The 25,144-nt window shown below is 69.4% G+C and carries 22 protein-coding genes; 20 read left to right on the forward strand and 2 right to left on the reverse strand.

The window, feature by feature from the left end; translation table 11 throughout:
• Positions 1 to 59: 59 nt before the first annotated feature.
• The 7 genes from SGRAN_RS20515 to SGRAN_RS20540 all read left to right on the forward strand — a co-directional run bounded on the left by SGRAN_RS20515 (position 60) and on the right by SGRAN_RS20540 (position 12,608).
• Positions 60 to 944 carry a LysR family transcriptional regulator gene (locus tag SGRAN_RS20515; protein ID WP_067186502.1) on the forward strand — a complete coding sequence of 295 codons (885 nt, stop codon included), beginning with the start codon at positions 60 to 62 and terminating at the stop codon, positions 942 to 944.
• A 125-nt stretch (positions 945 to 1,069) separates the two neighbouring features.
• A complete protein-coding gene (locus tag SGRAN_RS20520) occupies positions 1,070 to 2,251 on the forward strand; it encodes an efflux RND transporter periplasmic adaptor subunit (RefSeq protein ID WP_067186504.1) in 1,182 nt (393 codons plus the stop codon).
• Between the two features lie 6 nt (positions 2,252 to 2,257).
• Positions 2,258 to 5,446 carry a multidrug efflux RND transporter permease subunit gene (locus SGRAN_RS20525; RefSeq protein WP_067186506.1) on the forward strand — a complete coding sequence of 1,063 codons (3,189 nt, stop codon included), beginning with the start codon at positions 2,258 to 2,260 and terminating at the stop codon, positions 5,444 to 5,446.
• On the forward strand, positions 5,443 to 6,846 hold the full coding sequence (locus SGRAN_RS20530; RefSeq protein ID WP_067186508.1) for an efflux transporter outer membrane subunit: 1,404 nt from the start codon (positions 5,443 to 5,445) through the stop codon (positions 6,844 to 6,846). Before SGRAN_RS20525 ends, SGRAN_RS20530 begins: the two co-directional genes overlap by 4 nt.
• Before the next feature lie 296 nt (positions 6,847 to 7,142).
• On the forward strand, positions 7,143 to 7,925 hold the full coding sequence (locus tag SGRAN_RS23095; protein WP_076077358.1) for an ImuA family protein: 783 nt from the start codon (positions 7,143 to 7,145) through the stop codon (positions 7,923 to 7,925).
• A complete protein-coding gene (locus SGRAN_RS20535; protein ID WP_172709684.1) occupies positions 7,828 to 9,366 on the forward strand; it encodes a Y-family DNA polymerase in 1,539 nt (512 codons plus the stop codon). Before SGRAN_RS23095 ends, SGRAN_RS20535 begins: the two co-directional genes overlap by 98 nt.
• Positions 9,363 to 12,608 (forward strand): error-prone DNA polymerase, encoded by a 3,246-nt coding sequence (locus SGRAN_RS20540; protein WP_067186512.1) that lies wholly within the window; start codon positions 9,363 to 9,365, stop codon positions 12,606 to 12,608. Before SGRAN_RS20535 ends, SGRAN_RS20540 begins: the two co-directional genes overlap by 4 nt.
• Before the next feature lie 320 nt (positions 12,609 to 12,928).
• Here SGRAN_RS20540 and SGRAN_RS20545 read toward each other — a convergent pair whose 3' ends face one another.
• On the reverse strand, positions 12,929 to 13,828 hold the full coding sequence (locus SGRAN_RS20545; protein WP_067186514.1) for a flagellin N-terminal helical domain-containing protein: 900 nt from the start codon (positions 13,826 to 13,828) through the stop codon (positions 12,929 to 12,931).
• Positions 13,829 to 14,027: 199 nt separating this feature from the next.
• Complete coding sequence (locus tag SGRAN_RS20550; RefSeq protein ID WP_067186516.1) at positions 14,028 to 14,936, reverse strand: flagellin N-terminal helical domain-containing protein; 909 nt, start codon at positions 14,934 to 14,936, stop codon at positions 14,028 to 14,030.
• 245 nt (positions 14,937 to 15,181) lie between these two features.
• Here SGRAN_RS20550 and fliE point away from each other — a divergent pair, with 245 nt between their 5' ends.
• Genes fliE through SGRAN_RS20615 form a run of 13 tightly spaced genes read left to right on the forward strand, consistent with a single transcriptional unit; the run spans position 15,182 to position 25,143 of the window.
• Positions 15,182 to 15,523: a flagellar hook-basal body complex protein FliE gene (gene fliE / locus SGRAN_RS20555; RefSeq protein WP_067186518.1), complete on the forward strand. Its 342-nt coding sequence runs from the start codon at positions 15,182 to 15,184 to the stop codon at positions 15,521 to 15,523.
• A gap of 3 nt (positions 15,524 to 15,526) precedes the next feature.
• Positions 15,527 to 17,185, forward strand: a complete 1,659-nt coding sequence (fliF, locus tag SGRAN_RS20560; protein WP_067186519.1) for a flagellar basal-body MS-ring/collar protein FliF — start codon at positions 15,527 to 15,529, stop codon at positions 17,183 to 17,185.
• Positions 17,178 to 18,218 carry a flagellar motor switch protein FliG gene (gene fliG, locus SGRAN_RS20565; protein WP_067186521.1) on the forward strand — a complete coding sequence of 347 codons (1,041 nt, stop codon included), beginning with the start codon at positions 17,178 to 17,180 and terminating at the stop codon, positions 18,216 to 18,218. Before fliF ends, fliG begins: the two co-directional genes overlap by 8 nt.
• Positions 18,211 to 18,822: a FliH/SctL family protein gene (locus SGRAN_RS20570; protein ID WP_067186523.1), complete on the forward strand. Its 612-nt coding sequence runs from the start codon at positions 18,211 to 18,213 to the stop codon at positions 18,820 to 18,822. Before fliG ends, SGRAN_RS20570 begins: the two co-directional genes overlap by 8 nt.
• The gene (locus SGRAN_RS20575; protein WP_067112339.1) at positions 18,819 to 20,150 is read left to right on the forward strand and encodes a FliI/YscN family ATPase; all 1,332 of its coding nucleotides are present in this window, start codon (positions 18,819 to 18,821) and stop codon (positions 20,148 to 20,150) included. The genes SGRAN_RS20570 and SGRAN_RS20575 overlap by 4 nt, the downstream gene beginning before the upstream one ends.
• On the forward strand, positions 20,147 to 20,590 hold the full coding sequence (locus SGRAN_RS20580; RefSeq protein ID WP_067186525.1) for a hypothetical protein: 444 nt from the start codon (positions 20,147 to 20,149) through the stop codon (positions 20,588 to 20,590). Before SGRAN_RS20575 ends, SGRAN_RS20580 begins: the two co-directional genes overlap by 4 nt.
• Positions 20,587 to 21,945 carry a flagellar hook-length control protein FliK gene (locus SGRAN_RS22430; protein WP_067186527.1) on the forward strand — a complete coding sequence of 453 codons (1,359 nt, stop codon included), beginning with the start codon at positions 20,587 to 20,589 and terminating at the stop codon, positions 21,943 to 21,945. The genes SGRAN_RS20580 and SGRAN_RS22430 overlap by 4 nt, the downstream gene beginning before the upstream one ends.
• Before the next feature lie 20 nt (positions 21,946 to 21,965).
• Entirely contained in the window at positions 21,966 to 22,577 is a 612-nt protein-coding gene (locus SGRAN_RS20590; RefSeq protein WP_067112348.1) for a flagellar basal body-associated FliL family protein, read from the forward strand.
• On the forward strand, positions 22,574 to 23,479 hold the full coding sequence (locus SGRAN_RS20595; RefSeq protein ID WP_067186529.1) for a FliM/FliN family flagellar motor switch protein: 906 nt from the start codon (positions 22,574 to 22,576) through the stop codon (positions 23,477 to 23,479). The genes SGRAN_RS20590 and SGRAN_RS20595 overlap by 4 nt, the downstream gene beginning before the upstream one ends.
• Complete coding sequence (gene fliN, locus SGRAN_RS20600; protein ID WP_067112354.1) at positions 23,472 to 23,807, forward strand: flagellar motor switch protein FliN; 336 nt, start codon at positions 23,472 to 23,474, stop codon at positions 23,805 to 23,807. The genes SGRAN_RS20595 and fliN overlap by 8 nt, the downstream gene beginning before the upstream one ends.
• Positions 23,807 to 24,082, forward strand: a complete 276-nt coding sequence (locus SGRAN_RS20605) for a flagellar biosynthetic protein FliO (protein WP_067112356.1) — start codon at positions 23,807 to 23,809, stop codon at positions 24,080 to 24,082. Before fliN ends, SGRAN_RS20605 begins: the two co-directional genes overlap by 1 nt.
• The gene (gene fliP, locus SGRAN_RS20610; protein ID WP_104960135.1) at positions 24,072 to 24,863 is read left to right on the forward strand and encodes a flagellar type III secretion system pore protein FliP; all 792 of its coding nucleotides are present in this window, start codon (positions 24,072 to 24,074) and stop codon (positions 24,861 to 24,863) included. The genes SGRAN_RS20605 and fliP overlap by 11 nt, the downstream gene beginning before the upstream one ends.
• 10 nt (positions 24,864 to 24,873) lie before the next feature.
• A complete protein-coding gene (locus SGRAN_RS20615) occupies positions 24,874 to 25,143 on the forward strand; it encodes a flagellar biosynthetic protein FliQ (RefSeq protein ID WP_067112359.1) in 270 nt (89 codons plus the stop codon).
• Position 25,144: the final 1 nt, after the last annotated feature.

The raw sequence follows: 25,144 nt of genomic DNA on the forward strand, positions 1-25,144 counted from the left end.
AACGGCGGGCCGATTGCAAGGGATAGACTTGCAGTTTAATCCTGCATATCTGCAGGAATATGGACTGGGATGGGCTGCAATATTTCCTGATGGTCGCGCGGCACGGCACGCTGGCGCGTGCCGGACAGGCGCTGCAGGTCGACGCGACGACGGTGAGCCGGCGGGTCAGCGCGCTCGAACGCGCGTTGCAGCAGACGCTGTTCGAGCGCGCGCCGACGGGATTCGCGCTGACCGCCGCGGGCCGCGCGCTCGTCCCGCATGCCGAGGCGATGGCGGCGGCGGCTTCGCGCGTCGATTCGGCGAGCGAAGGCGGCGCGGCGCTGTCGGGCCACCTTCGCCTGAGCGTGTCGGAGGGCTTCGGCAGCAGCTTCATCGCCCCGCGCCTCGCCGGCTTCGCCGCCGCGCACCCCGAACTGGAGATCGACCTCGTCGCCTCGTCGGGGTTCCTCAACCCCTCGCGGCGCGAGGCCGACATGGCGATCCTGCTCGCGCGGCCCAGAAGAGGCCCGCTGATCACGCGCAAGCTCGCCGACTACAGCCTCGGCCTCTATGCGCCCGCGGATCGGCCCGACTGGCAGGCGGCGGCCGAGGAATCGCCGCTGGGGCGCGCCGGCCTGCCCGTGGTCGGCTATGTCCCCGACATCCTCTATGCCCCCGAACTCGACTATCTGGACGAGATCGAGCCGGGGCTGCGCGCGACCGTGCGGTCGTCGTCGATTCTCGCCCAGCGGCGGATGATCGCGAGCGGCGCGGGTGTGGGGGTGCTTCCCTGCTTCCTGGCGGCCGAGGATGCGGCGCTGGTGCGGGTGCGGCCCGACCAGACGATCAGCCGCAGTTTCTGGCTCGCGCTCCACCGCGATATCGCGCCGCAACCGCGGATTCGCGCCTTTATCGACTGGCTCGACGGCGCGGTGCAGACGCATCGGAAGTTGCTCGTTCCCTGATCGGACGACAAAAATGTCGCAAATTGTCGCACGGCGGCTATTTCCCTTGCTTCCTTCGGTTCAATCGGTTGAATAGGCCCTAATTCCCGCTCCCTCCCCGCGGATCGACACGAGATTTATCGACTATGCCCCACAAGAGGCTGCCGTCCCTGAGCGGGACCCTGGTCGCAGCGATTCTGTTGCTGACCGGCTGCGCGAACAAGGATGACGATGCCGGCCAGCGCGGGCAGGCCGCGCAGGTCGGCTATGTGGTCGTGACCACCGCGGCGGTGCCGATCACGACCGAGCTCGGCGGGCGCACCGTCGCCTTCGAAACGAGCGAGGTGCGGCCGCAGGTGAACGGCCTGATCCGCCAGCGCCTGTTCACCGAGGGCGCGACGGTGCGCGCGGGCCAGCCGCTGTTCCAGATCGACGCGAGCCTCTATCGCGCCGCGGTCGCGCAGGCCGAGGCCAATCTGGCGAGCGCGCGGGCCAATGCGCAGGCGGCGGAGGAAAAGGCGAAGCGCTTTGAACCGCTCGCCAAGATGCAGGCGATCGCCGAGCAGGATTACAGCGACGCGCTCGCCGCCGCGCGCGTCGCCCGCGCCGCTGTGGCGCAGACCGCCGCCGCGCTCGACACGGCGCGGATCAACCTGCGCTACACCGCGATCGCGGCGCCGATCAGCGGCCGCATCGGCCGATCGCTGGCGACGCCCGGCGCGCTCGTCAGCGCAAACCAGGCCGAACCGCTCGCCGTCATCCAGCGCACCGATCCGCTCTATGTCGATATCCAGCAGTCGGCGGCCGAACTGACCGCGCTGCGCCGCTCGCTCGCCGCCGGCGGGGTGCAGCCGGGCAGCACCGCCGTGCGCCTGCGGCTCGAGGACGGCAGCCTCTATCCGATCGTGGGGACGGTGCAATTCTCCGAAGTCACCGTCAACGAGGCGACGGGCACGGTGACGCTGCGCGCGCGCGTCCCCAATCCGCAGGGGCTGCTGCTGCCCGGCATGTTCGTGACCGCGCTGTTCGAGCAGGCGGTCGATCCGAAGGCTATGCTGGTGCCGCAGACCGCGGTGCAACGCGACTTCGACGGATCGGCCTTCGTCTATCTCGTCGGCAAGGACGACAAGGCGGCGCGGCGCAAGGTCGTCGCCGAACGCACCGTCGGCGCCGACTGGGTCGTCACCGACGGGCTGAAACCGGGCGACAGGGTGATCACGCAGGGGGTCGGCAACCTTCGGCAGGGCGCGCAGGTGAAACCGGTTCCCGCCAGCAGCCCGGAACGCGTGGGGGCATCCGCGGGCAAGGATGCGAACGAAGGAAAATAGCAGCCGATGTCGCGCCTCTTCATCGACCGGCCGATCTTTGCCTGGGTGCTGGCGATCATCGTCATGCTCGGCGGACTCGGCGCGCTGCGCGCGCTGCCGCTCGAACAATATCCCGACATCGCACCGACGCAGGTCAATATCCGCGCCTCCTATCCGGGCGCGTCGGCCGAAACGATCGAGAACAGCGTCACGCAGGTCCTCGAACAGCAGCTGACCGGGATCGACGGCCTGCTCTATTTCAGCTCGCAGTCGAGTTCGCGCGGGCAGGCGAGCATCACCGCCATCTTCGCCAAGGGCACGGACCCCGACATCGCGCAGGTCCAGGTCCAGAACAAGATTCAGACCGCCGTTTCCCGCCTGCCGCAGCAGGTGCAGCAGCAGGGGGTGCGCGTCACCAAGTCCAATTCGGACTCGCTGCTGCTCGTCGGCGTCTATGACGAGACCAACACGCGGTCGAACCAGGACGTGTCCGACTATATGGCGTCGAACATCCAGGACCCGCTGTCGCGCGTCGAGGGCGTCGGCGACGTCAATGTCTATGGCGCCCCGCACGCGATGCGCATCTGGCTGAACCCGCAGCGGCTCGCCGCGGTGTCGCTGATGCCAAGCGACGTGATCAACGCGATCAGCGCCCAGAACAGCGAGATCGCGGCAGGCGACGTCGGCGGCCTGCCCGCGCCACAGGGCCAGATGCTCAACGCGACCGTCACCGCCCAGTCGCGATTGCAGACCCCCGAAGAGTTCGAGGCCCTCGTCCTCAAGACGCTCCCCGACGGAGCGACGGTGCGGATCAAGGATGTCGCGCGGGTCGAGATCGGCGCCGAAAGCTATACGACGATCAGCCGGATCAACGGACACCCGGGCGCGGGCATGTCGATCTCGCTGTCGCCGGGGGCCGACGCGCTCGAAACCGCCGACCGCGTCAAGACGCGGATGGAGGAACTGGCTGCCGACTTCCCCGACGGCCTCACCTACGGCTACACCAACGATTCGACCGCCTTCATCAAGCTGTCGGTCAAGGAAGTGCAGAAGTCGCTGTTCGAGGCGATCCTGCTCGTCGTCCTCGTCATGTTCGTCTTCCTGCAAAGCTGGCGCGCGGTGCTGATCCCGGCGATCGCGGTGCCCGTCGTGTTGCTCGGCACCTTCGCCGTCTTCTACATATTGGGTTTCAGTATCAACACGCTGACGCTGTTCGGGCTGACCCTCGCGATCGGGCTGCTCGTCGACGACGCGATCGTCGTCGTCGAGAATGTCGAGCGATTGATGGAAGAGAATCCCGGCATGTCGGCGCGCGAGGCGACGATCCAGTCGATGAAGGAATTGCAGGTCGCACTGATCGCGATCGCGCTCGTGCTGTCGGCGGTGTTCCTGCCGATGGCCTTCTTCGGCGGCTCGACCGGCGTCATCTATCGCCAATTCTCGGTCACCATCGTCTCGGCCATGGCGCTGTCGGTGCTCGTCGCGCTGATCCTGAGCCCGGCGCTGACCTCGACGCTGCTCAAGCCCCGCACGCACGGCGGCGAGCGGCCGCATCGCTTCCCGCGCCTGCATGCCGCGATGATCCGCGCCCGCGACGGTTTCAACACGCGCTTCGACCGCACGGTCGACCGCTATGTCGGCAATGTCACCACCGTGGTCGACCGCAAGTGGCTGTTCCTCGCCATCTATGCGCTGCTCCTCGTCCTGCTCGCGGCGATGTTCGTGCGGCTGCCGGGCGGCTTCCTGCCCAACGAGGATCAGGGCCGCGTCTCGATCCAGTTCCGCCTGCCCGCGGGCGCGACCCAGGCGCGGACGCTGGAGGTGCGCGACCAGATCGAGCGCTATCTGCTGACGGAGGAGAAGGCGAATGTGCAGTCGGCCTTCCTGATCGCCGGCGGCGGCGGGGGCGGTGCGTCGGGGCAGAATACCGGCCAGGGCTTCGTCAACCTCGTCCATTGGGACGACCGGCCGGGCAAGGAGAACAGCGCCGACGCGATCGCCCAGCGCGCGCGCAAGGCGCTGTCGGGCCTGCGCGATGCGCAGGTGTTCGCGCTCGTTCCCGGCGCAGTGCGCGGGCTGGGCGACACGTCGGGCTTCACGATGGAATTGCAGAATCGCGGCGGGATGACCCACGAACAATTCGCCGCGGCGCGCGACCGGCTGCTCACGATGGCGAACGCCAATGCGAAGCTGCAATCGGTGCGCCTCAGCGACCTTCCCGACGTCGCGACGCTGAAGATCGACATCGATACGCAGCGGCTTACCGCCTATGGTCTGTCGAACAGCGACGTCAACAGCACGCTCGCGACCGCGTGGGGCGGGCGCTACGTCAACGACTTCATCGACAAGGGGCGCGTCAAGCGCGTCTATGTTCAGGGCGACGCCCCCTATCGCGCGCGGCCCGAGGATATCGGCCAATGGTATGTCCGCTCGTCGAACGGGCAGATGGCACCCTTCTCCGCCTTTGCCGACATCGGCTGGTCGACGACGCCGAGCAGCACCTCGCGCTTCCAGGGCGTCTCCGCCTTCGAAATCTCGGGCCAGCCGGCCCCCGGCACCAGTTCGGGCGAAGCGATGAACGAGATGGAGCGGATGGCGGCCGAGATTCCAGGCACTAGCGTCGCCTGGGCGGGCGCCTCCTATCAGGAGCGGCTGTCGTCGGGGCAGGCGCCGCTGCTCTACGCGCTGTCGCTGCTCGTCGTCTTCCTCTGCCTCGCGGCGCTCTACGAAAGCTGGTCGATCCCGCTCGCGGTGCTGCTGGTCATCCCGCTCGGGCTCGTCGGTTCGGTGTTCGCGGTGTCGCTGCGCGGGCTGCAGAACGACGTCTATCTGCAGATCGGCCTGCTGACGACGATGGGGCTCGCGGCGAAGAACGCGATCCTGATGATCGAGTTCGCCGAGCAGGAGGAAAAGAAGGGCAAGCGCGTGATCGAGGCGGCGGTCGAGGCGGCGCGCATCCGTCTGCGTCCGATCCTGATGACGAGCTTCGCCTTCATCTTCGGCGTGCTGCCGCTGGCGCTCGCGACCGGCGCGGGCGCGAACAGCCGCGTCGCCATCGGCACCGCGGTGATCGGCGGCATGATGACCGCCGCTTTCCTCGCCATCTTCTTCATCCCGCTGTTCTTCGTCCTCGTGCGGCGCGGGGTGCGCGACGGGTTCGCGGCGCTGCGCGCCCGTTTCGGCAAACGCGGCGCCGGGCGGGAGGCAGCGGCATGAGGCGCGCGCCGCTCGCTCTCGCCGCATTGCCGTTGTTGCTCGCGGGCTGTTCGCTCGCGCCGCAGACGGTGCTGCCGACGCCGCCGGTGCCGCAAAGCTGGCCGGTGGGCGACGCCTATCTGGCCCACAGCGAGGCGGCGCTGCCGATCCTGTCCTATACGCAGATCTTCACCGACCCGCGGCTGCAGACGCTCGTCGAGCAGGCGCTGGCGGCCAATCGCGACCTGCGCACCGCCTATGCCAATGTCGCCGCGGCGCGGGCGCAGGTGCGCGTGACGCGCGCGGCGCAATTTCCCGCGATCGGCGCAAGCGCCGGGGCCGGCTATGCCGATCGCGGCGCCGGCGGGGGCAGCGGCGATTTCGCCGTGCAGGGCGGGATCACCGGTTTCGAGCTCGACCTGTTCGGCCGTCTCGCCAATGCGACCGAAGCCGACCGCAACCGCGCGCTGGCGACCGAGGCGGCATCGCGCACGGTGCGCCTCGCGCTGATCGCCGACCTCGCGGGCGCCTGGGCCGCCTATGGCGCCGACCGCGACCTGCTGGCCATCGCCGAGGACACCGCTGCCAACGCGCGCGAGGCGGTGCGGCTGACCAGGGCCCGGCTCGACGGCGGCATCGCGCCGCGCACCGACCTGCGCCAGGCCGAACAGATACTGGCGACCGCGGAGGATTCGATCGCCCAGCAGAAGACGGCGCTGGCGCAGGACGAGAATGCGATCCGGCTGCTCGTCGGCGGCGAGGTCGACCGTGCGCTGCTGCCCGCGACCCTTGCCGAGGCCAGCGCCGGAATCGCCGCGCCCCCCGCCGGGGTCCGCTCCGAAATCCTGCTGCGCCGTCCCGATGTGATCGAGGCCGAATATCGGCTGCGCGCCGCCAATGCCGACATCGGCGCGGCACGCGCGCGGCTGTTTCCGGCGATCTCGCTGACGGGCCTCGTCGGTTTCGCGAGCGACGCGCTGTCGGGCCTGTTCGACGGCGGCGCCTTCAACTGGTCGGCGGGTGCCGATGCGAGCGCGTCGATCTTCGATTTCGGCGGCCGCCGCGCCGGCGTCGCGGTGAGCGAGGCGCAGCGCGACGCGGCGCTTTCCAGCTATGAAGGCGCGATCCAGACCGCGTTCCGCGATGTCGCCGACGCGCTCGCGGTGCAGGGCACGATCGCCGAGCGCGTCCGCGCCGCGGCGGCGAACAGCGAAGCGACGGCCGACACCGCGGCGCTGACCGAGGCACGCTATAGCGGCGGCGTCGACAGCTTCCTCTCCAGCCTCGACGCGCAGCGCAGCCTCTACAGCGCGCGGCGCAGCGAAACCGCGACGCGCCTGTTGCTCGCGCAGACGCGCATCGCGCTGTTCCGCGCGCTGGGCGGCGACAGCGGCGCCGGGAGCGACGCGGCGGCGCGCTGAAATCCCTTTCGCACGAAGACGCGAAGCAAGCCCGTGCGGCCTTGGTAAGCGGATCATTATGAATTTCGTGCGTCCATCCTATCTCCCCTCCCGCTTGCGGGAGGGATCGGGGGTGGGCCAGCGGCGTTGCATTCGCCCACCCCGCTGCGGCTAGCGAACAAGTTCGCAAGCCTCGTCGCCCCTCCCGCAAGCGGGAGGGGGACCGAGCCTTTGCAGCCTATTCAAAACGCCCCCACACCCGCCGTCTTGACAAGCGGCGGGACTCACGCGCTAATAGAACATATAGAGAACATATCATGCGCGATTCGTCCTCCCCTCTCGCCGGGCTGCGCCGCCGCATCGCCCGGATCGCCGCCGCCGGCGCGCCGCCCGGCGACGGCGCGTGGCTGACGAGCGGGCATGCGGGATTCGATGCCGCGCTCGGCGGCGGGCTGGCGATGGGGCGAGCGCATGAAATCTTCGCCGCCGACGCGCTCGATGCGGCCAGTGCCGCCGCCTTCGCCGCGCTGCTCGCCCTGCGCGGGCCCGGCGAAGCGCCGGTCCTGTGGCTGCGCACGGCGGACGGCGCGCGGCGTCAGGGGCATCTCTATGCGCCGGGCCTCGCCGAACTGGGGGGCGATCCGAACCGGCTGCTGCTCGTCGAGGCGCGCGATGCGACCGCGCTGCTCGCCGCCGCCAACGATGCCGTGCGCTGCCCCGGATCGGCGGCGGTCGTCGTCGAAAGCCGCGGCGCACTGGCGGCGCTCGACCTGACCGCGGGGCGGCGGCTCGCGCTCGGCGCGCGCGACGCGGGAACGGTGCTGCTGCTGCTGCGCTTCGCCGCCGAGCCGGTGCCGAGCATCGCCGAGACGCGCTGGCGCCTGGCCGCCGCGCCGTCGCGCGAACTGGAGGCGCAGGCACCGGGGGCGCCCGCCTTCGACCTGGAATTGCTGCGCTGGCGCGCCGGCCCTGCGGGCGCGCGCTGGCGGCTGGAGTGGAACCGTGACGAACGAGCCTTTGGGGACGCGGCGCTATCTGGCGCTCTTCTTCCCCTATCTTCCCGCCGAGCGTCTGTCGCGCACCGCGCCGCGGCCGCCTGACGCCCCGCTCGTCTTCGCCGAAAAGCGGCGCGGGGCGCTGTGTCTCGCGAGCGTCGGCGCCGATGCCGAGGCGTTGGGACTGGTCCCCGGCCTGCCGCTCGCCGACGCGCGGGCGCGCGTGCCCGACCTCGCCGTGGCCGCACACGATCCGGCGGGCGACCTGCTCTGGCTCGACCGGATCGCCGAGGGATGCGGGCGCTACACGCCGCTCGTCGCGCTCGATCCTCCCGACGGGCTGATCCTCGACATCGCGGGATGCGCGCACCTGTTCGGCGGCGAAGCGGCGCTGGTCGCCGATGTCGAGTCGCGGCTCGACCGGCTCGGGATGACGGTGCGCGCCGCGCTCGGCCCCACCGCCGATGCCGCCCGCGCGCTGACGCGCCACCCGGCCCCGCCCGCGCCCGACGAAGCGGCGGCGGTCCGGCGCCTGCCCGTCGCGGCGCTCGACCTCGAAGGCGAGGCAACGCGCGCGCTGCTGCGCGCCGGGCTGCGGACGATCGGCGATCTCGCAAGCCGGCCGATGGCGTCGATCGCCGCGCGCTTCGGCGCCGAAGCGGCCGGGAAGCTGCGCCGCATCCTCGGCGATGCGCCGAGCCCGCTCGCGCCGCGCCGGACGCCGCCGCCCGTCGCCGCCGCGCGCCGTTTCGCCGAACCGGTCGCAAGCACGGCGCATGCAACGACGGTGCTCGCCGAACTGACCGCCGAGGCGATCGCGGAGATGCGCGCGCGCGACAAGGGCGGCCGCGCGTTCCACGCCACCTTCTTCCGCAGCGACGGCCTCGCCCGGACGATCGCGGTCGAGACCGGCCGACCGACCCGCGATCCGGCGCTGGTGATGCGGCTGTTCGCCGAGCGCATCGATGGCCTGCGCGACCCGATCGATCCCGGCTTCGGCTTCGACATGATCCGGCTGGCGGTGCCGCGGCTCGAGGCGCTCGGCGCGAGCCAGCTGCGGCTCGAAGGCGGGGCGGTGCGCCGCGCGGCGATCGAGGATTTGGCCGACCGCCTCGCGGTACGGCTCGGGCGCGGCCGCGTGCGCCGCCTTCGCCCCGCCGACACCCATATTCCCGAGCAGGCGCAGCTCGAACTGCCCGCGACCGGCGCCGCGCCGCCGCAGCCCTGGCCCGCGGCGCCCGACGGCGAGCCGCCGCAACGCCCCTTCTACCTCTTCGATCCGCCGCAGCCGATCGAGGTGATCGCCGAGGTGCCCGACGGGCCGCCGCAGCGCTTTCGCTGGCGCCGCGCGCTGCACGCGGTGCGCCTGTACGAAGGGCCCGAACGCATCGCCGCCGAATGGTGGCGCCGCCGCGACAACAAGGGGCTGACACGCGACTATTACCGCGTCGAGGATGTGCAGGGCCGCCGCTACTGGCTGTTCCGCCACGGCCTCTACGACGAAAAGGACGGGCCGCGCTGGTATATCCACGGGCTGTTCGCATGAGCGAGACCTCCACCCCCGAACCGCCGCCCGAACCGGGTTTCGCCGAACTGGTCGCCGCGACCGGCTACAGCTTCCTGCGCGGCGTCGCACATCCCGCGGAGATGGTGGGGCGCGCGATCGAACTCGGCATGGCGGGGATCGGCATCGCCGACCGCAACAGCGTCGCGGGGGTGGTACGCGCCTGGGCGTTCCTGAAGGAGCTGGAGGTCAAGCAGCCCGAAAGCGTGGCGGGATTCCGTCTCGTCGTCGGGGCAAGGCTCGTCTTCGCCGACGGCACGCCCGATATCGTCGCCTATCCGGTCAGCCGGCATGGATGGGGGCGGCTGACCCGCCTGCTGTCGACCGGCAACCTGCGCGCGCAGAAAGGTGACTGCACCCTGTATCTGGACGATCTGCTCACGCATTCGGACGGCCTGCTGCTGATCGCGATGGATGGCGACGAAGCGCTGCTCCGTATGCTGCGGCGCGCGCGGCCGAAATCGGTGTGGCTCGCGGCGACGATGCCACGGTCGGGCGCCGACGCGCGGCGGCTCGACCGGCGCGCCCGACTGGCGGCCGCGGCGGGCGTCCCGCTGCTCGCGACCAACGACGCGCTCTATGCGACGCGCGAGCAGCGTCCGCTGCACGATATCGTCACCTGTATCCGCGAGGGCACGACCGTCCACAAGGCGGGCAGGCTGCTTCACGCCAATGGCGAGCGCCACCTGAAGGCGCCGGCCGAAATGCGACGCCTGTTCCAGCCCTATCCGCGGGCGATCCGCGAAACCGGCCGGCTGCTCACCCGCATCGGCTTTCGCCTCGACGAACTGCGTTACGACTATCCGCACGAACCGGTGCCGCCGGGGTGGAAGCCGTTCGCCTATCTCCACCATCTGGTGAAGACCGCAGCGGTAGAACGCTATGGGGTGCCGCTACCGCCCAAGGTCCGGCGGTTGATCGGCAACGAACTGCGGCTGATCCGGCGCCGCGACTATGTCCATTATTTCCTGACCGTTCACGATCTCGTCCGCTTCGCGCGTGCGCAAAAGCCGCCGATCCTGTGCCAGGGGCGCGGATCGGCGGCGAATTCGATCGTCTGCTTCCTGCTCGGCGTCACCTCGGTCGATCCGATGAAGCACGAACTGCTCTTCTCGCGCTTCATCTCGGCCGAGCGCGACGAGCCGCCCGACATCGACGTCGATTTCGAGCATGAGCGGCGCGAGGAAGTGATCCAGCACATCTACGAGCGCTATGGCCGCGACCGCGCCGCGATCGCCGCGACAGTGATCCATTATCGCGCCCGCAGCACGATCCGCGAGGTCGGCAAGGCGCTGGGATTCAGCGAGGACGTCACTGCGCGGCTCGCCGACACCAGTTGGGGAAGCTGGGGTCAGGAGGTGCCCGTCGAACGGCTGGTCGAGGCGGGACTCGACCCCGCGAACGGCGAGATCGAGCGGTTGCACCGCTTCGTCGGCGAACTGCTGGGCCTTCCACGCCACCTGTCGCAGCATGTCGGCGGCTTCGTGCTCACCGAAGGGCGGCTCGACGAACTGGTCCCGATCCACAATGCCGCGATGGAGGAGCGCACTTTCATCGAATGGGACAAGGACGACATCGACGCGCTCGGGCTGATGAAGGTCGACGTGCTCGCGCTCGGTATGCTGACCTGCATCCGCAAATGCTTCGATCTGATGCGCGAGCATGGACTGGGCGACCGGACGCTGGAGGTCGACATCGAATGCGAGGACGAAGCCGTCTACAAGATGCTGCAAAAGGGCGACAGCATCGGCGTCTTCCAGGTCGAAAGCCGCGCGCAGATCAACATGCTGCCACGGCTGAAGCCCAAGGAGTTCTACGATCTCGTCGTGCAGGTCGCGATCGTGCGCCCCGGCCCGATCGAGGGCGATATGGTCCACCCCTATCTGAAACGGCGGAATAAGGAGGAGGAGGTCACATTCCCTTCTCCCGCCCCTCCTCACGATCCGGACGAACTCCGCGACGTCCTCAGGAAAACCTTCGGCGTTCCGCTGTTCCAGGAACAGGCGATGAAGCTGGCGATGGTCGCGGCGGGCTTCACGCCTGAGGAAGCGAACGGTCTGCGCCGGGCGATGGCGACCTTCCGCAACGTCGGCACGATCGACGATTTCCGCGAAAAGATGATCGGCGGCATGGTGCGGCGCGGCTATGAACAGGATTTCGCCGAACGCTGCTTCAAGCAGATCGAGGGTTTCGGCAGCTATGGTTTTCCCGAAAGCCATGCCCAGTCCTTCGCGCGGCTCGTCTATGTTTCCTCGTGGATCAAGCATTATCACCCCGCCGTCTTCGCCTGCGGCATCCTGAACTCGCAGCCGATGGGCTTCTATGCCCCCGCACAGCTTGTCGGCGACGCGCGTGCGCATGGGGTCGAGGTGCGCGCGGCCGACGTGAACGCCAGCGGGTGGGACAACAGCCTCGAACGTCGGGACGACGGCCGCCTCGCGCTGCGGCTCGGTTTCCGGCAGGTCGACGGGTTCCGCGAGGCGTGGGCGCAGCGGCTTGTCGAGGTGCGCACCACGCCCCTTGCCTCCCCGTTCGTCAGCGTCGAGGATCTGGCGCGGCGCACCGGCCTGCCGCCGCGCGCGCTGCGTCTGCTGGCGGAGGCCGACGCGTGCCGCTCGATGGAACTCGAACGGCGTCCGGCATTGTGGAACGCGCGAAGGGTGCGGCAGGGGGTGCTGCCGCTGTTCGACGCCGCCGGGGCGGACGAGCTGGGGCCGGAGGCGGAGGCCGATCTGCCGCCGACGCCGCTCGTCGAGCATGTCCTCACCGATTATCAGACGACGCGCCTGTCGCTGAAAGGGCATCCGATGGCCTTTCTGCGCCGCGCCTTCGCCGGCGAGGGCGTGCTGAGCTGCACGGAGGCCGCGGCGGCGAAGAACGGGCGGATCGTCCGCACCGCGGGGGTCGTGCTGATCCGCCAGCGGCCGGGCAAGGGGAATGCGATCTTCATCACGCTCGAGGACGAGGGCGGGATCGTCAATGTGCTGCTGTGGGCGCGCCACTTCGAGCGCTATCGCCGCGCCGTCATGGCGTCGCGGCTGATGCTGGTCGAGGGCGAGGTGCAACGCAGCCGCGAAGGCGTCGTCCACCTGATGGCAAGCCGCATCGTCGATCGCACCGCGATGCTCGACGCGCTGGGCAACGCCGCGCCGCAGGCGCCGATGCCGCGCCCGGGCCATCCGCGCAACGTCCGCATCCTGCCCAAATCACGCGATTTCCATTGACAGCATGGAGGCTGAGAATATTCGCGCAGCGGCGCAAAGGCAGGGATACGGTCGCGCCGGGCGATGTCCCCGACTGAAAAGCCCCGTGCTCCCGCGCAGGCGGGAGCCCAGAGCGGATAGCGCCAAGGTCGGCGTCGGATCGCTCTGTGTCCCCGCCTGCGCGGGGACACACAAGCCTTACACAGGCTCCACCCCCATCGCCCCGGCGCCACCGCGCGAATCCAAACGAAAGACGCCCCGGTCGTGGGGAGACCGGGGCGTCTGGATCAGGCCAATAAGGGACCAACCAAAGTCGGCCTGAAAATCAGTCGTGCGATGTCTTAGCGCAACAGGTTCATCACGCCCTGCTGGCTCTGGTTCGCCTGGGCGAGCATCGCCGTCGAGGCCTGGGCGAGGATGCCGGCGGCCGCGAGGTTGGTCGATTCGGCCGAGAAGTCGGCGTCCTCGATACGCGACTTCGAGTCCGCCAGATTGGTGACGCCCGACGTCAGATTGTTGATCGCCGCGTCGAGGCGGTTCTGCTGCGCACCCAGGTTGGCACGCTCGGTCGCCACCGTCTGGATCGCGTCGTCGAGAATCTTCAGCGCGTCCTTGGCGTCGGCTTTACCGGCCGTCACGGTGGTCAGCGACAGGTCGATGTCGGCAACCGAGCTACCGGCAACCGGCGTATTGCCTGCCGTCGCAACCGTGCCCAGCGCGTTGGCATGCAGATCGCCGATCGTGATCGTCACCTCGTCACCACTGTTGAGACCCGTCTGGATATCGAAGCTGGCAGCGGTGGTGGCCGTGTTCGCGCCGCCATTGGTGCCGAACAGCTTGTTGTCGTTGAAGGTGGTGCGATTGACGACGTCGTTGATCTGGTCCTTCAGCGCCGTGAATTCGGTCTGGAGTGCCTTGCGGTCGTTGTCGCCAAGCGTGCCGTTCGACGCCTGAAGCGCCAGTTCGCGCATACGGACGAGGATGTCGGCGACGCTGCCGGCAGCGCTGTCGGCGGTCTGCGCCAGCGAGATGCCGTCGTTGGCGTTGCGGATCGCCTGGCTCATGCCGCGCGACGCCGCGTTCATGCGGGTCGCGATGGCGAGGCCGGCGGCATCGTCCTTCGCGCTGTTGATGCGCTTGCCGCTCGACAGGCGTTCCATCGCAGTGGCCTGCATCTGATTGGCAACACGCGAGCTGTTCTGCGCGCGCAACGCGCTCACATTGGTGTTGATGACAGTCATGTTGTTCCTTTCCGGCCGAGAGGCCATTCCCGTGGTGTGATGGCTCGGCGAGCGGTCACGGATGAGGTAACGGCGGGATGCTGCGCGGATTAAGCCGATACATCAAAAAAAGACGCCCCGGTCGTGGGGAGACCGGGGCGTCTGGATCAGGCCAATAAGGGACCAACCAAAGTCGGCCTGAAAATCAGTCTTGCGGCGCTTAGCGCAACAGGTTCATCACGCCCTGCTGGCTCTGGTTCGCCTGGGCGAGCATCGCCGTCGAGGCCTGGGCGAGGATGCCGGCAGCCGCGAGGTTGGTCGATTCGGCCGAGAAATCGGCGTCCTCGATACGCGACTTCGAGTCGGCCAGATTGGTGACGCCCGAGGTCAGATTGTTGACCGCCGCGTCGAGGCGGTTCTGCTGCGCACCCAGGTTGGCACGCTCGGTCGCCACCGTCTGGATCGCGTCGTCGAGGATCTTCAGCGCATCCTTTGCATCGGACTTTGATGCCGTCGACGCCGCCAGCGACAGGTCGATGTCGGCAACCGACTTGCCGGCCGCCGGCGTGGCGGTCGCCGTCGCACCCGTACCCAGCGCATTGGCGTGAAGATCGCCAAGCTTGATGGTCACCGTCTCGGTCTTGTTGAGACCGGTCTGGATATCGAAGCTGGCGGGCGTGATGACCTCGGCGCCGGTGCCGGCACCGGGGTTGGCGCCGAACAGCTTGTTGTCGTTGAAGGTGGTGCGATTGACGACGTCGTTGATCTGATCCTTCAGCGCCGTGAATTCGGTCTGGAGCGCCTTGCGGTCGTTGTCGCCCAGCGTGCCGTTCGACGCCTGAAGCGCCAGTTCGCGCATGCGGACGAGGATGTCGGCGACGCTGCCGGCAGCGCTGTCGGCGGTCTGCGCCAGCGAGATGCCGTCGTTGGCGTTGCGGATCGCCTGGCTCATGCCGCGCGACGCCGCGTTCATGCGGGTCGCGATGGCGAGGCCGGCGGCGTCGTCCTTCGCGCTGTTGATGCGCTTGCCGCTCGACAGGCGTTCCATCGCGGTGGCCTGCATCTGATTGGCAACACGCGAGCTGTTCTGGGCCCGCAGCGCGCTCACATTGGTGTTGATGACAGTCATGTTAATCCTTTCAGGCCGAGAGGCCGTTCCCGTGGTGTGAGGGCTCAGCGAGCGGTCACGAAGCCAGTAACGGCGGAGCGCGGGTCGGATTAAGCCGCGGTGTCAAAAAAATGTCGGACGCGGCGTCAAGCCTGTCGGCATCCGATCAAATCACTGAAAATCAGCCGATAAATATTCTGGCACGCGCCTTGCATTGTTCTTTGGCGTGCGGCGCGCCGCGCCACGACGGAACCGGATGAGAGCGAATGAGCACCATCGATCAGAGCCGACTGCTGCAGATGCGCAGCTCGATCCTCAATCAGAACCAGGCGCTGCAGCGCGCCGCGGGCCGCGGCGGCATCGACGCGGGCGGCGCCGCGGAAGGGAAGCCCGATTTCGGGTCGGCGATCTCGGCCGCGCTCGAACAGGTCAACGCCCAGCAGCATCGGGCGAGCGACGTCAGCGAAGCCTATGAACGCGGCGACACGCACGACATCGTCAGCGTGATGATCGAGCGGCAGAAGGCCTCGCTCGGCTTCGAGACGACCCTGCAGGTCCGCAACAAGCTGCTCTCCGCCTATCGCGACATCATGAACATGCCGGTGTAACCCATGGCCGAAGCCCAAGTCCTGACCCCCGTCGAAACCGCCAACCGCCTGCCCGTCCCCGCGATGGGCGGCCGGTTCGCGCCCGTCCAGCAATTCATCCGCCAGCCCGCGGTCCAGCGCGCGCTGCCCGCGATCGCCACCAGCACCGCGATCGGCATCGCCGCGCTCGCCTGGTTCATGACCTCGGCCGCGCCGCAGACCCAGCTCTTCGCCGGGCTCGACGACGCCGACAAGGCGGCGGTCGCCGACGCGCTGCAGACGCAGGGTATCGCCCACAGCATCGACCCCGCGACCGGCGCGCTGACCGTCGATGCCGACAAGCTCTATCAGGCGCGCATCGCGCTCGCCGGCCAGGGCCTGCCGCGCGCGCAGCCGAGCGGCGACAGCCTGATCGCCGCGCTGCCGATGGGATCGAGCCGCGCGATCGAGGGCGAAACGCTGCGCTCGGCGCGCGAGGCCGACCTGTCGCGGACGATCGAGACGATCGACGCGGTCCGCAGCGCGCGCGTCCATATCGCCGCCGCCGAGCCGAGCCTGTTCGTCCGCGATGACAAGCCCGCGACCGCGTCGGTGATGCTGACGCTGCAGAACGGCCGCTCGCTGTCCGAGGGGCAGGTGCAGGCGATCCGCTTCCTCGTCGCCTCGTCGGTGCCCGGCATGAACGCCGACCAGGTGCAGGTGATCGACCAGCGCGGCGCGCTGCTGTCCGACGGCGCGACGAGCGGCGACATGAAGGCCTTTCAGCTCCAGACGCAGATCGAGGACCGCTTCCGCCGCGCGCTCGAAACGCTGCTCGGGCCGATGCTCGGCGCCGGCAACTACAGCGTCGAGGTCCACGCCGACATCGACATGTCCGAAAGCCAGGCGACGCGCGAAAGCTTTCCCGAGAATGATCGCGCGCTGCGCAGCGAGCAGGTGACGCGCACCGTGAGCGGCCAGGGCACCCCGCCCGCGGTCGGCATCCCCGGCGCGCTGTCGAACCAGCCGCCGCCCGCCACCACCCTGTCGCAGGCGCCCGAGGCGGCGCCGGCCGGGGCGCCTGCCGCCTCGACCCAGAGCAACGAGAATGCCGCCCGCGCCTATGAGGTCGGCCGCGAGATTTCGGTGACGCACAGCCCGCAGGGCCGTCTGCGCCGCGTCTCGGTCGCGGTTGCGCTCAACCAGGGACAGAAGGCGCTGAGCCAGGGCGACATCGCCAAGATCGACGGGCTGGTGAAGGGCGCGATCGGATATGATCAGACGCGCGGCGACATGGTCGCGATCAGCCAGCGTCCCTTCGCCAAGGTCGAGGACAGCGCCCCCGCCTTCTACGATCAGGCCTGGTTCCTGCCGCTGGTCAAGCAGGCCGGCGCGATCCTCGCTGCCCTGCTCGCCTTCCTGTTCGTCGGCCGGCCGCTGATCAAGGCGGCGAAGGCGCGCACCGCCGCGCGTGCCGAGCGCGACGCGGCGATCGAGGAAAGCCTGCTCGCCGCCACCGAGAGCGGTCCCGCGCTCGCCGCGCCCGATGCGCAGCGTGCGAACCGCGAGATCACGCTGGAGATGATCGAGGCGGCGCCGAGCTATGAAGCGCGCGCCAATCTGGTGCGCGCCTTCGTCCGCCAGGATTCGCAGCGCGCCGCGCTCGTCGTCCGCCAGCTGATGCAGGAGGCGGCCCGTGGCTGATGTCCTCGACGCCGAGATCGCCCCGCCGGTGGAGGTCCGTCCCGCGATCGACGGGTCGTCGGCTGCGGCAATCCTGCTGATGCTGCTCGACGAAAGCGAGGCGGCGACGATCCTCAAGCATCTCGATCCCGACGAGGTGCGCCAGCTCGCCAAGTCGATGTTCGACACCGCGAACGCGTCGGAAGTGCAGATCGAGCAGGCGCTCGACCGCTTCGTGACGCGCAGCCGCAACGTCAGCGCGCTCGCGGTCGGTGCCGACACCCGCATCCGCGCGGTGATCAATCAGGCGGTCGGCAACGTCCGCGCCGACAATATCCTCTCCGCCGTCGCGCCGCAGTCGAGCGCCGCATCGCTCGAGATGCTGCGCTGGATGGATGTCGAGGCGATCAGCGCGCTGCTCGCGAGCGAACATCCGCAAGTCGGCGCGCTGATCCTGTCGGTGCTCGTTCCCGACGTGGCGGCGCGCGCGATCGAATCGCTCGACGAACTGCTCCAGGCCGACCTCGTGTTGCGCGCGGCGCAGCTCACCGCCGTCCCGGTCGCCGCGATCGAGGATCTCGAAGCGGTGCTCTCCGCCGCCAATGTCGGCGGGCAGCGCGTCGCGAAGCAGCCGATCGGCGGGCCGAGCGACGTCGCCAAGATCATGAAGGTGATGCCCCGTCACCTGTCCGAGCGCACCATCCGCGCGCTCAAGAAGCACGACAAGCAGCTGGCCCAGACGATCGAGGAGGAAATGTTCATCTTCGAGAATCTGCGCGATCTCGACATGCGCAGCCTCGGCACCATCCTGCGCGCGGTCGACGCCGCCCACCTCGCGCTCGCGCTCAAGGGTTCGGACGAGGCGATGGCCGACCTCTGCCTGTCGACGATGTCGAAGCGTGCGGCGGAAACGATCCGCGACGAGATGGCCGAAATGACGATGGTCAAGCGCACCGACGTCGACGAGGCGCAGAAGGCGATCATGCAGATCGTCCGCCAGATGGCCGCGAACGGCGATATCGTGATCGCGGGCGGAGCCGACGATTATGTCTGATCGCTCCGTCGAAACCGGCTTCACCCCCGTCCTGCTCGCGGCCGCCCAGGCGCGCGGCGGCGGCTTTCGCCCGCTGCACCTCGGTCCCGCGCCGCGCGCCGCCGAGGCCCCGCCGCCCGCCCCCGAACCCGCCGAGGCCGAGCCCGCCGACGATCCGTTCGCGCGCGGTCTGGCCGAAGGCCAGCGCCTCGCCGAGGCCGGCTTCGCGGTCGAGCGCCATCAGCTCCTCGCGCTCGTCGCCGCGGCCGAAGCGCTGCAGGACGAACCGAGCGAGGAACTGGCGCAGCTCATCGCCGAGACGGTCGAGCGACTGGTCCGCCAGATCGTCGAAAGCGCGCCGATCGACGCCGAATGGCTGCAGACGCAGGCCGACATCGCCGCCGCGATGGTCGCCGAGGCCGACAAGGCGCGCACGCTGTGGGTCAACCCCGCCGACGCCGTGCTGCTGTCGGGCAGCGGCATCGCGCTGCCGATCGAGGCCGACGCCGCGATGATGCGCGGCACCGTGCGCATCGAAACCTCGACCGGCTGGATCGAGCACGGCCGCGCCGTCTATCTCGACGAACTGCGCGCCGCGCTGGGCAGCCAGGACGCCGCCGCATGACGCGCCGGCTCGCCATGACCGCGCATCAGCTCCTCGGGCCGATCGACCTGACGCACGCCTCGCCGCGGCGCATCGGCACGCTCGTCGCGCACGAAGGGATCATGCTCGAAGTATCGGGTTTCCCGATGCCGCTCGGCAGCAATGTCCGCATCAGGTCGGCGACGGGCGATCCGATTCACGGCGAGGTCGTCGGCTTTCGCGGCCAGAGCAGCCTCGTCCTGCCGTTCGACGCCAACATGCCGCTCGTCACCGGCGCGCCGGTCGAGCCGCACGGCGCGAGCAGCATGGTCGCGGTCGGCAAGGCGCTGCTCGGCCGCATCATCGACGCACAGGGCCATCCGCTCGACGGCCGCCCGCCGGTGCAGTCGCAATTCCAGTGGCCGCTCGCCGGCCGCAAGGTCAATCCGCTGCGCCGCGGCCGGGTGACGAAGCCGCTCAACATGGGCGTGCGCGCGATCAACGGGCTGCTCACCGTCGGCGAGGGCCAGCGCGTCGCGATCATCGCCGGATCGGGCGTCGGCAAGTCGGTGCTGATGGGCCAGATGATCGCCGGCACCGAATGCGACGTGATCGTCGTCGGGCTGATCGGCGAGCGCAGCCGCGAGGTCAGCGACTTCGTCGAGACCAAGCTGCCCCCCGCGGTGCGCAAGAAATCGGTCGTCGTCGCGGTTCCCGCCGACCATCCGCCGCTGCTCCGCCTGCGCGCCGCGATGCGCGCGACCGCGATCGCCGAGGCGTTCCGCCAGGAAGGCAAGAAGGTGCTGCTGCTGATCGACAGCCTGACCCGCGTCGCGCACGCGCAGCGCGAGATCGGGCTGACGCTGGGCGAACCGCCGACGATGAAGGGTTACCCGCCCTCGGTCTTCGCGCTCATCCCCTCGCTCGTCGAGCGCGCCGGCAACGACAGCCAGACCGGCGGATCGATCACCGCGCTCTACACCGTGCTCGCCGACGGCGGCGACATCGATGATCCGGTCGTCGACAGCGCCCGCGCGATCGTCGACGGCCATATCATCCTGTCGCGCCAACTCGCCGAACAGGGCGTCTATCCCGCGATCGACGTCGCGCGCTCGCTGTCGCGCACCATGGCCGATTCGGTCGATCCCGACCATGCCGCGGCCGCCGCGCGCTTTCGCCAGCTCTGGTCCGCCTATGAGGAGAATCGCGACCTGATGCTGATGGGCGCCTACGTCGCCGGCAGCGACCCGGTGCTCGATACCGCCATCGCGCGCCGCGCCGACCAACTCGCATTCGTTTCCCAACCCGCCGCCGCGCAGGTCGATTTCCAGACCTCGCGTCAGTCCCTTGTCGAAGGATATTCCGCATGAACGCCCGTACCGCACGCCGCAAACGCATCATCCGCGTGCGCTCCGTCGAACATCAGATGGCGGAGGCCAATCTGGCGCGCGCCAAGGGCGAGCTGGCGAGCCTCGTCGAACTGGCGCAGCGGCTCGAGACGCTGCGCGTCGACCTCGCGATGGCGAAGGGCGCGGTCGCGGGACGCGCGCTCAATTCGGTCGGCGAACTCGGCATGCGGCTCGACATGGCGAAGGAGAATCTCGCCGCGCCGCTCAGCCACGCCAGCGCCCGCCGCGACGAGATGGGCGTGCGCGCGCAACATGCGATGGTCAAGGAGGAATCGGCGGTGCGCCTCTACGAACGCAGCCGCCGCTCCGACGAGGCCGACATGGAACGCCGCAGCGACGCCAACCGCCCCTTCCGCCGCCGCGCGATGAGCCTGCGCCTGATCGAGGGGGGCGCCGCATGATGAGCACCGCCCTGCTCCAGACACCGACGCAGCCGGGCCTCGCCGCGATCCTCGCGGCGATTGGCCAGGCTCCGGCGGGCGACGGCGAGAGCGGGTTCGACGAGTTGATCGCCGCCATGCCGGGCGCTGCCGTCACGGCATCGCCTGCTGTGCCGTCCGCCACGCCCGTCGCCGACGCGGCAGCGGCGCCGATCGCGGACGCCGAAACCACCTTGTGTATCCCAACCCCCGTCGTGCTGGGCGAAGCGGACGCCGCCCCGGCCGAAGGCGCGCCCGCGGTGCCAACAGCTGACCAGCCCGTGTCGACCGAAGGTCCGCGACCCGATCTCGCCGGAAAGCCCGCTCCGGCGCCCGCAGCGCAGGTCGCCGAGGGCGAGGTCGAAACCGCGCCGACCCGCACGACGCCGCCGCACCGCCGGCCCGTCGAGGCCGAGGACAACCCCGTTGCCGCCGACCGGCGCGCTGCCGAGGCGGCCGCCAGCCTGATCGCCGTCTTTGCCGGCAAGGACGGCCGCGACGCGGCACCGATTCGCACTCATGCCGCCGCGGCCGAGGGCGAAACGGACGGAGCCGTCCCGACGCCCCCCGATGGCGAAACGCCGACTACCGCGACGACGCTGCCCTTCACGGCCGCACAGGCTGACGCATCCGCGCCTGCGCCCGCCACTGCGGCGCCTGCGGCACCGGTGCCCGGCGCTGCCGCAGCCGCGCCGACGCCGGACTTTGCGGGACCGCGCGACGCGGCACCCACGACCCCGGTTACGCCGGCCGTCGTCCGCCCCGACGCGACGCCAACGGCCGATCCGCAGGCGCCGAAGCCCGCCGCGACCGATGGTGGTGCTTCGATGACGGTGCTGTTCACCCAGCCGGCGGCCCCCGCCGCGACGGGTGTCGCGCCGGCAGCGCAGCCCATCCCGGTCGCCGAGCGCACGCTCGACATGGGCAGCGACGATCGCTGGATCGCGCAGCTCGCCGCCGACATCGCCGCGACCAAATCGTCCGATGGTGACATCGCCTTTCGCCTGATGCCGCGTCACCTCGGCCGGCTCGACGTCGCGATGCGCCAGGGCGACGAGGGCGTGACGCTGAAGCTCGACACGCAGCATGAGGCGACCGCGACGATCGTCCACGCCGCGCAGAGCCGGCTGGTCGAGGATCTGCGCCAGCAGGGCGTGCGCGTCGCCGGCGCCGAAGTCACCTGCACCCCCGGGGAGACCGGACGCCAGTCGCAGCAGGGCCAGGGCCGCGGCGATCAACCCGCCGGCCAGACCGCCCATCTCATCGAAACCGCTACCGAGCGCGCCGAGCCGCGCGACACCGACCGAGCCGCCGATCGCCGCGGCCGGTTCGCCTGATCAGGAAAGGACAAAGGGTCATGTCCAAGGAACAGACCGAGACGCCCAAAAAGGGCGGCAAGATGAAGAAGATGCTGATGCTGGGCATCGGCGCCGTCGTGCTGATCGGCGCGGGCACCGGCGCCGGCATCTATCTGGGCGGCGGGCTCGCGAGCGAGGCCGCGAAGCCCGAGGACCATTATCCCAAGCTGGTGCTGCGCAGCGCCGGCAGCGAAGCCGCGGCCGAGGGCGAAGGCGAGGGCGGCAAGAACGCGCCGCTGAAGGTCGGAACCGTGTCGGTTCCCAACGACCGCTTCCAGATCGATCCGCGCAAATATGAGATCACCTATTATCCGATGCCCGACAGCTTCACGACCAACCTGGCCGACGGGTCGGGCTTCCTGCAGGTCGGGATCAGCCTGTCGACCTTCTACGACGGCAAGGTCATCACCAATATCAAGCGCCAGGAAGTGCCGATCCGCTCGGCGGTGCTGATGGTGCTCGCCGAGCAGGACCCGGCGCTGCTGTCGACATCGGGCGGCAAGCAGCAGCTTCAGCGCCAGCTCACCGGCGCGATCAACCAGGTGCTGCGCGAGAAGGAAGGCTTCGGCGGCATCGACAATGTCTATTTCACCAGCCTGGTGATCCAGTGACGCAGGCCGCCCACACCACCGCCGCGCCCGAAGCCAGGGCGTCGCTGCTGCTGCGCAAGGCGGAGGGCAGCTATGCCTTTCCCGCGCTCGACGGCATCGCCAACCAGTTCGCGCGCAGCCTGCGCGACCTGATCCGCGCGCTCGGCGCGCCGCTGGTGCAGGTCGAGCGCGCGGCGGCCAGCCACATGAGCTTCGCCGACTGGTGCGGGTCGATCGCGCCCGGCATCCACTGGCGCTATCACGCGCCGCCGCTCAAGGGACCGGTGCTGCTCGGCGCCGGACGCGGGCTCGTCCTCCAGCTCGTCGACATCTTCTATGGCGGCAAGGGCCAGCTCGCGGGCGACCGCGAGGACCTGACCGACGCCGAGGAACGATTCGCCGCGCGGATCGGCCGCGACATGGGGCGGCAGCTCGCGGTCGCGTGGCGCGGTACGATGGGGATCGAACCCGAACTCGATTGCGTGACCTGCGATCCGGCGAAGCTCGCGGCGGTGCGCGCCAACGACGAACTGCTCGTCCAGCGCTTCACGCTGCGCGGCGCGCCGTTCGACGGCCAGACGATCGTCTGCGCCTATCCGCTCGCCGCGCTGCGCGGAATCGCGGGCGCCGAGCCGGTTCCCGAGATCGACGACCATCCCGCGACCGACCCCGTGTGGGCGGCGAAGCTCGACGGCACGCTGCGCGGGGTGCGCCTGCCGGTGCGCTCGGTCCTCGCGCGGCCCGAGATCAGCCTGACGAAATTATTGTCGCTGCAGGTCGGTGATATCATTCCGTTAACCATATCGCGTCATGTCCCGATAACCATAGCTGGCCGGAACTTCGCGGTCGGCAGCATCGGCGAGGCCAATGGCAACGCCGCCATATTGATCGACCGAATCGAAAGAGGATCGGACCATGAGTGACCTGGAAGAAGCCCCGCCCGCCGCGCGCCGCGACCGCCGCGATGCCGGTATCGGCGCGGCGCCCAATTTCGATCTGCTCGCGGGCGTTTCGCTGCGCGTTTCGGTCGAGGTCGGATCGACCTCGATGACGCTCGCCGAACTGCTCGCGATGACCGAGGGCAGCGTCGTCGAGCTCGACCGCGCCGCGAACGACCTGCTCGACATCTATGCCAACGGCACGCTGATCGCGAAGGGCGAGATCGTCAGCGTCGACGGCCGCTACGGCATCCAGATCGCCGACGTCGTCGCCCCCGACAATCGCCTCGGCGGTTTCGAGCGGAGGGCCTGATGCTCGAATATCTCCTGCGTCTGCTGATCCTGCTGCCGCTGGTCGGTGGCATGGCGTGGGGCAGCCTGTGGCTGTGGAAGCGCGTCCAGATGGGCGGCCCGCTGGCCGGAGCGAGGCAGGAGCGGCCGATCGAGATGGTCGGCGTGCTGCCGCTCGGCCCCGGTACCAAGCTCGCCGTGGTCGAATTCGCCGGGCAGCGGATCCTGCTCTCGGTCTCGCGCGGCCAGGTCACGCGCCTCGCCGACAACAGCCAGGGCGATTTTCATGTCGGCTGATCCGGCCGGGACGACCCGCCGCCGCATCCGCTGGCTGCGTGCCGCCGCGATCGCCGGCGGCGTCGCGCTGCTCGCCGCGGCGCCCGCCGCGCATGCGCAGGCCGCCGACGGGCTGACCCGCGCGGTCGGCGAGATCGGCGGCAACGGGCGACCGCTGACGCTGTCGCTCCAGATCCTCATCCTGATGAGCCTGCTGACGGTGCTGCCGTCGCTGCTGCTGATGATGACCAGCTTCACGCGCATCATCATCGTGCTGTCGATCCTGCGCCACGCGCTCGGGCTCCAGCAGACGCCGCCGAACCAGGTGCTCGTCGGGCTCAGCCTGTTCCTGTCGCTGTTCGTGATGCAGCCGGTGATCAGCGAAGTGAACCGCGTCGCGATCACCCCCTACGGCCAGGAACAGATCGATATCGGCGAAGCGCTGGTCCGTTCGGGCGATTCGCTGCACGGCTTCATGATGCAGCAGACGCGCAAGACCGACCTGATGATGTTCGCGAAGATCGCCAAGGCGCCGACCTACGCGAGCCCGAAGGACGTGCCCTTCTCGATCCTGCTCCCCGCCTTCGTCACCAGCGAGCTCAAGACCGCGTTTCAGATCGGCTTCCTGATCTTCCTGCCCTTCCTGGTCATCGACCTGATCGTCGCCTCGTCGCTGATGTCGCTGGGCATGATGATGCTGTCGCCGACGGTCATATCGATGCCCTTCAAGCTGCTGCTGTTCGTCCTCGTCGACGGCTGGGCGCTGACGATGGGCTCGCTCGCCTCCTCCTTCGGAACCTGAGGGCCTGACCATGGAAGCGGACTATTTCATCGGGGTCGCGCAGCAGTCGCTGTGGGTGCTGGCGCTCGCCGCCGCACCGATCCTGATTCCGGTGCTCGTCGTCGGCGTGCTGCTCGGCATGGTGCAGGCGGCGACCTCGATCAACGAACAGACGCTCAGCTTCGTGCCGAAGCTGATCATCACCGCGGTCTGCCTCGCCATCTTCGGCAGCAGCATCCTCGTGCTGCTCACCGACTTCACCCGCGATCTGTTCGCCCAGATACCCAATCTCGTCCGCTAGC

The organism is Sphingopyxis granuli (assembly GCF_001559015.1).
Classification (GTDB): Bacteria; Pseudomonadota; Alphaproteobacteria; order Sphingomonadales; family Sphingomonadaceae; genus Sphingopyxis; species Sphingopyxis granuli.